The following is a 5,340-nucleotide window of genomic DNA, read 5'->3' on the forward strand; positions in this document are numbered from 1 at the left end:
ACGACGACCGGCATGGCGGCCTCGGCCTGCACGGAGGGGCGCTCAGCGGTCTCGGCGGGCAGGAAGCCGCGGTCGACCAGCACCGTCCCCTGCCCCTCGACCGGGCAGGCCGAGATCAGCCGCACCCCGGCGTCGCCGTCCTCGATGGTCTGAAGCTCGACAAAGGGGGCGGCGTTCAGGCCGCGGCAGGTCACGACCACCTGACGGAATTCGGGATCATCCAGCGCCAGGGCCTCGGCCAGGGGAACCGGCGACTGGGCCGCGGCGGCCTCGGACTTGCCTATCAGGTCCAGCTTCCATTGCAACCGCTGCACCTGCCACACGCCCAGCGTCAGCAGGGCGCCGAGCAACAGGACGGCGACCACGGTCAGGATGATGGGAAAGCGAGGCCGGGCGGCGACGGTCATCGGGTCTCTCGGTGTGATTCGGCGCCGCTCTGGCGCAGCATCTGCAGGGCTGTCATCAGCCCCTTTCCCGGCCGCATCAAGGCCACGGCCAGAACCGCGACCAACGGCAGCCAGATGATCAGGTGCAGCCAGATCGGCGGGCTCCAGGCGATCTCGACGGCCAGGGCCGAGAAGCCGACCAGAAAGCCGGCGATCTGCATGATGAAGGTGGCCGCGCCGTCGCCCGTCTCGACCGCGCCCAGGTCGAAGCCGCAGGCCTCGCAAGCGGCGCGACGCTTCAGAAAGCCCTCGAACAGCGGCCCGCGCCCGCAGGCCGGACAGCGCCCCATGAGCCCCGCGCGAACGGCGGGCCAGACAAGCAAATCGGCGTGGGGCCCCGCGCCGACGAAAGCTCAACTTGTCCGTCGCGTTCGATCAACCGAAGACGACGTACATGAAGACGAAGAGGAACAGCCACACCACGTCGACGAAGTGCCAATACCAGGCGGCGGCTTCGAGGCCGAAGTGCTTCTGCGGGGTCATCTGACCGGCGTAGAGGCGCAGCAGGCAGACGGCCAGGAAGATGGTGCCGACCAGGACGTGGAAGCCGTGGAAGCCCGTCGTCATAAAGAAGATGGAGCCGTACAGTTTCGACTGAGCCGCTTCTTCGCTGAAGAACAGGTGGCCGTGCAGGATGTGGTAATATTCATAGGCCTGAACGCCGGTGAACAGCACGCCCAGCAGGACGGTGATCAGCAGGCCCAGCTTGGCGCCCTTGCGGTCGCCGCCGATCAGGGCGTGGTGCGCCCAGGTCAGGGTCGTGCCCGACAGCAGCAGGATGACCGTGTTCATGAGCGGCAGGCTCCACGGGTCCAGCAGCTCGACGCCCTTGGGCGGCCAGGTCTGCCAGGCGGCGGCGGTGTCGGCCCAGTTGCCGACTTCCGGGATGATCGTGCGCGCTTCGTTGAAGATCGCCATGTCGAAGAACATCCAGAAGAAGGAGACGAAGAACATCACCTCCGACGCGATGAACAGCACCATGCCGTAGCGCAGGCCGATGCCCACGACCGGGGTGTGGTCGCCCTTCTTGGATTCCTTGATGACGTCGGCCCACCAGCCGTACATCGTGAACAGCACGCCCGCGAGGCCGGCGAAGAACAGCCACTTCGTGCCTTCGGGCATGCCGAACAGGCCCTTCATCCACATCACGGCGCCGACGAACATGATGCACGCGGAGAAGGAGGCGATCAGCGGCCAGGGGCTCGGATCGACCAGATGGTAGTCGTGTTGCGGTTTCGCGTGAGCGTCAGCCATTCCCAAGGTCTCTGAATTAAGGCGAGAGTCGTTTGAAGAGGGCTATAGCCCCCGCTCTCCGGCTTTGCCAACAGCAGAGTCGTTCGCAACGCTCTGCTGAAAGCCTTTGGTTGGAAAGAAGGTGTAGCTGAGGGTGATTTCGCGCACCCCCTTCACCTCGGCGTCGGTCGCCATCTCGGGCGCGACGAAATACTGCATCGGGAAGGAGACGGTCGCGCCCGGCGCGATCTCCTGCCCCTCGAAGCAGAAGCACTGCAGCTTCTGGAAGTACGGACCAGCCCGCTCGGGCACGACGTTATAGGCCGCCGTGGCGTGGATCGTCTGGTTCGAGGTGTTGGTCACTTCGAAATAGGCCATGCCCGTCTCGCCGATGCGCACCTTCTGGCTGAACTGCTCGGCCCGGAAGGTCATGGGCAGGTCGCGCACGTTGGTGTCGAAACGGATCAGGACTTCCTGGTCCAGGATCGTGGTCGGCGCCGCCTCGGCCTTCATGGTCGTGCCGTCAAAGCCCGTCACCTGGCAGAACAGCCGGTACAGCGGCACGGCGGCGAAGGCCGCGCCCGTCATCAGGATGACCAGGGCCGCGCACAGCAGCGCGACCGAATTCTTGTTCTTCACAGCCCTCAAGGCTCCTGGGTTGCGGGCGCGGGAACGGGTGCGTCCGGCTGGACCGGCGCCGGCAGGGCCGGGTCGGCCCTTTCCAGCGTGGCCAGGGCCGCCGCCTCGGCTTCATGTCGCGCCTGGTTGTTGGCGTGCATGCGCGACACCGTCACGGTGTAGACCAGGGCGATAAAGGCCAGCAGGCCCAGGGCGATGGCCACGTTGCGACGCTTGCGCGCACGAACCTGTTCATCGTTCAGCTTCAGGTACTGGGGTTGTGACATGAGACTCAGACTCCGACACCCGACAGGTGCTCGACCAGGAGAGCCGAGAACAACGCCATCAGATACAAGATCGAAAACGCGAACAGGTTGCGGGCCGGTTTGGCCTCGACCCGGACGTCATACAATGCGGCCTCTCGCCCCACGGCCTCGGCCTTGTCAGGCTGATCGCCCGCGCGCGAGCGCCATAGGCGCAAGGCCAGGGCCAGGAAGCCCAGCCCGCCCGCGACCGACACCACCAGATAGATGGGGCCGCCCAGGCCGGTGAAGGCCGGCGCGATCGCCACCGGCACGAAGGCCAGGCTGTAGAGCAGGATCTGCAGACGGGTCGACTTGGCCCCGCGCGCCACCGGCATCATCGGAATGCCCGCCTTGGCGTAGTCGCCGGCCGAATAGAGGGTCAGGGCCCAGGTGTGCGGCGGCGTCCACATGAAGATGATCAGGAACAGCAGCCAGGCCTGCCACGGCGCATCGCCCGTCACCGCGGCCCAGCCGATCACGGGGGGCAGAGCCCCTGCCGCGCCGCCGATGACGATGTTCTGGGGCGTCCGGCGCTTCAGCACCAGGGTGTAGAGCCAGGCGTAATAGACGATGGTCAGGGCCAGCAGGCCGCCCGCCAGCCAGTTGGTCGTCATGCCCAGCAGCATGACGGAGAAGACCGACAGCACCATGCCGAAGGCGATGGCGTCGTTCTTGCGCACGCGGCCCGCCGCAACCGGACGGCCGCGCGTGCGGCGCATCAGGGCGTCGGTCTCACCCTCGACCGCCATGTTCAGCGCGCCCGCCGCTCCGGCGCCGACGGCGATGCACAGGATGGCGATGACGGCGTTGACCCAGCTCAGCTGGCCCGGCGCCACGACAAGGCCCGTCACCGCCGTAAACACCACAAGCGACATGACGCGCGGCTTCAACAGCTGGAAGAAGTCTTCCGGCTGGGCCGTGGTGACGAGGGGCGTTTCGCGGGTGGGCTGTTCGGTCATGGTCATAAAAAGCGTTAAGGCCGCCCCTCCGATAACGGAAGGGCGGCCTCTCCGGGTCTATCCGATAAGGATCAGTGGTTGTCCGCCTTGACCACCGGCAGTTCGTTGAACTGGTGGTGCGGCGGAGGCGAGGACAGAGTCCACTCCAGCGTGGTGGCGCCTTCGCCCCACGGGTTGGCCTCGGCCTTGCGGCGACGGATGGCGGATTCCACCAGCAGCACCAGGAAGACGCCGACGCCGATGATGGTGATCAGATAGCCGACCGACGAGACGTGGTTCCAGTAGGTGAAGGCTTCCGGATAGTCGACGTAGCGACGCGGCATGCCCTGCAGGCCCAGGAAGTGCTGCGGGAAGAACACCAGGTTCACACCCACGAACATGATCCAGAAGTGAGCCTGAGCCAGGAACTCGTTGTACTTCACCCCGAACATCTTCTCGTACCAGTAGTAGAAGGCCGCGAAGATCGAGAAGATGGCGCCCAGCGACAGCACATAGTGGAAGTGCGCCACGACGTAGTAGGTGTCGTGCAGGCTGTAGTCGATGCCGGCGTTCGACAGGACCACGCCGGTCACACCGCCGACGGTGAACAGGAAGATGAAGCCCATCGCCCACAGCATGGGCGCCTTGAAGGTGATGGAGCCGCCCCACATGGTGGCGATCCAGCTGAAGATCTTCACGCCCGTGGGCACGGCGATGATCATGGTCGCGGCCACGAAGTAGGCGCGCAGGTTCACGCTCATGCCGACCGTGTACATGTGGTGCGCCCACACGATGAAGCCGATGAAGCCGATGGCGACCATGGCGTAGGCCATCGCGAGGTAGCCGAAGATCGGCTTCTTCGAGAAGGTCGAGACGATGTGCGAGATCATGCCGAAGCCCGGCAGGATCATGATGTACACTTCGGGGTGGCCGAAGAACCAGAACAGGTGCTGGTACATCACCGGATCGCCGCCGCCGGCCGGGTCGAAGAACGAGGTGCCGAAGTTACGGTCGGTCAGCAGCATGGTGATGGCGCCCGCCAGAACCGGCAGCGACAGCAGCAGCAGGAAGGCCGTGATCAGCACGCCCCAGGCGAACAGCGGCATGCGGTGCAGGGTCATGCCCGGCGCGCGCATGTTGAAGATGGTGGTGATGAAGTTGATCGCGCCCAGGATCGAGGATGCGCCCGCGACGTGCAGCGAGAAGATCGCCAGGTCGAACGACGGTCCCGTATGACCCATGGTCGACAGCGGCGGATAGGAGGTCCACCCCCCGCCGAAGCCGCGGCCCGGCCCGCCGTCGACGAACATCGACAGCACCAGCAGCACGAAGGCGAAGAAGATCAGCCAGAACGAGATGTTGTTCAGGCGCGGGAAGGCCATGTCCGGCGCCCCGATCATGATCGGGATGAAGTAGTTGCCGAAGCCGCCCATCGTCGCCGGCATGACGACGAAGAACACCATGATCAGGGCGTGGGCCGTGACCGTGACGTTGTAGCCGTGCTTGGAAGCCTCGACGATCCCCAGTTGCTGGATGATCGTGCCTTCCTTGAACAGCTGGATGCCCGGCTCGGCCAGTTCCCAGCGGATCAGGCCCGACAGGGCGCCGCCGACAAGGCCGGTGAAGATGGCGAACACCAGGTACAGAATCCCGATGTCCTTGTGGTTGGTCGACAGGAACCAGCGGGTGAAGAAGCCCGGCTTATGGTCGTGTGAATCGTGAACAGCAGCGGTGGCCATGGGTCTGGGCTCTCGCGTCTCTCTTACTGAGCGGCCGGCGCGGCGGGCGCGGCGGCGGTTG

7 protein-coding genes are annotated in these 5,340 nt (G+C 65.4%); all 7 read right to left on the bottom strand.

Annotation, left to right across the window (positions count from 1 at the left end; genetic code table 11):
• Positions 1–407: SURF1 family protein (locus RT567_RS13185; RefSeq protein ID WP_313576763.1), on the bottom strand; the 407-nt coding region annotated here is incomplete at its 3' end.
• Positions 404–736, bottom strand: a complete 333-nt coding sequence (locus RT567_RS13190; RefSeq protein ID WP_313576764.1) for a DUF983 domain-containing protein — start codon at positions 734–736, stop codon at positions 404–406. The genes RT567_RS13190 and RT567_RS13185, both read right to left, overlap by 4 nt.
• An 85-nt stretch (positions 737–821) precedes the next feature.
• Entirely contained in the window at positions 822–1,700 is an 879-nt protein-coding gene (locus RT567_RS13195; protein ID WP_313576765.1) for a cytochrome c oxidase subunit 3, read from the bottom strand.
• A gap of 42 nt (positions 1,701–1,742) precedes the next feature.
• A complete protein-coding gene (locus RT567_RS13200; RefSeq protein ID WP_313576766.1) occupies positions 1,743–2,318 on the bottom strand; it encodes a cytochrome c oxidase assembly protein in 576 nt (191 codons plus the stop codon).
• Between the two features lie 5 nt (positions 2,319–2,323).
• Complete coding sequence (locus RT567_RS13205) at positions 2,324–2,584, bottom strand: hypothetical protein (protein WP_313576767.1); 261 nt, start codon at positions 2,582–2,584, stop codon at positions 2,324–2,326.
• A gap of 5 nt (positions 2,585–2,589) precedes the next feature.
• Entirely contained in the window at positions 2,590–3,567 is a 978-nt protein-coding gene (cyoE, locus tag RT567_RS13210) for a heme o synthase (protein ID WP_313576768.1), read from the bottom strand.
• A gap of 65 nt (positions 3,568–3,632) precedes the next feature.
• On the bottom strand, positions 3,633–5,279 hold the full coding sequence (ctaD, locus tag RT567_RS13215) for a cytochrome c oxidase subunit I (protein WP_046652139.1): 1,647 nt from the start codon (positions 5,277–5,279) through the stop codon (positions 3,633–3,635).
• Positions 5,280–5,340: the final 61 nt, after the last annotated feature.

This window comes from Brevundimonas sp. (assembly GCF_032107865.1).
In the GTDB taxonomy this organism is placed as follows: Bacteria; Pseudomonadota; Alphaproteobacteria; order Caulobacterales; family Caulobacteraceae; genus Brevundimonas.

Excerpts from the sequence above, each read along its gene's own strand:
- RT567_RS13190 (WP_313576764.1), bottom strand. The coding sequence starts at position 736 with ATGGGGCGCTGTCCGGCCTGCGGGCGCGGGCCGCTGTTCGAGGGCTTT.
- RT567_RS13195 (WP_313576765.1), bottom strand. The coding sequence starts at position 1,700 with ATGGCTGACGCTCACGCGAAACCGCAACACGACTACCATCTGGTCGAT.
- RT567_RS13205 (WP_313576767.1), bottom strand. The coding sequence starts at position 2,584 with ATGTCACAACCCCAGTACCTGAAGCTGAACGATGAACAGGTTCGTGCG.
- cyoE (WP_313576768.1), bottom strand. The coding sequence starts at position 3,567 with ATGACCATGACCGAACAGCCCACCCGCGAAACGCCCCTCGTCACCACG.
- ctaD (WP_046652139.1), bottom strand. The coding sequence starts at position 5,279 with ATGGCCACCGCTGCTGTTCACGATTCACACGACCATAAGCCGGGCTTC.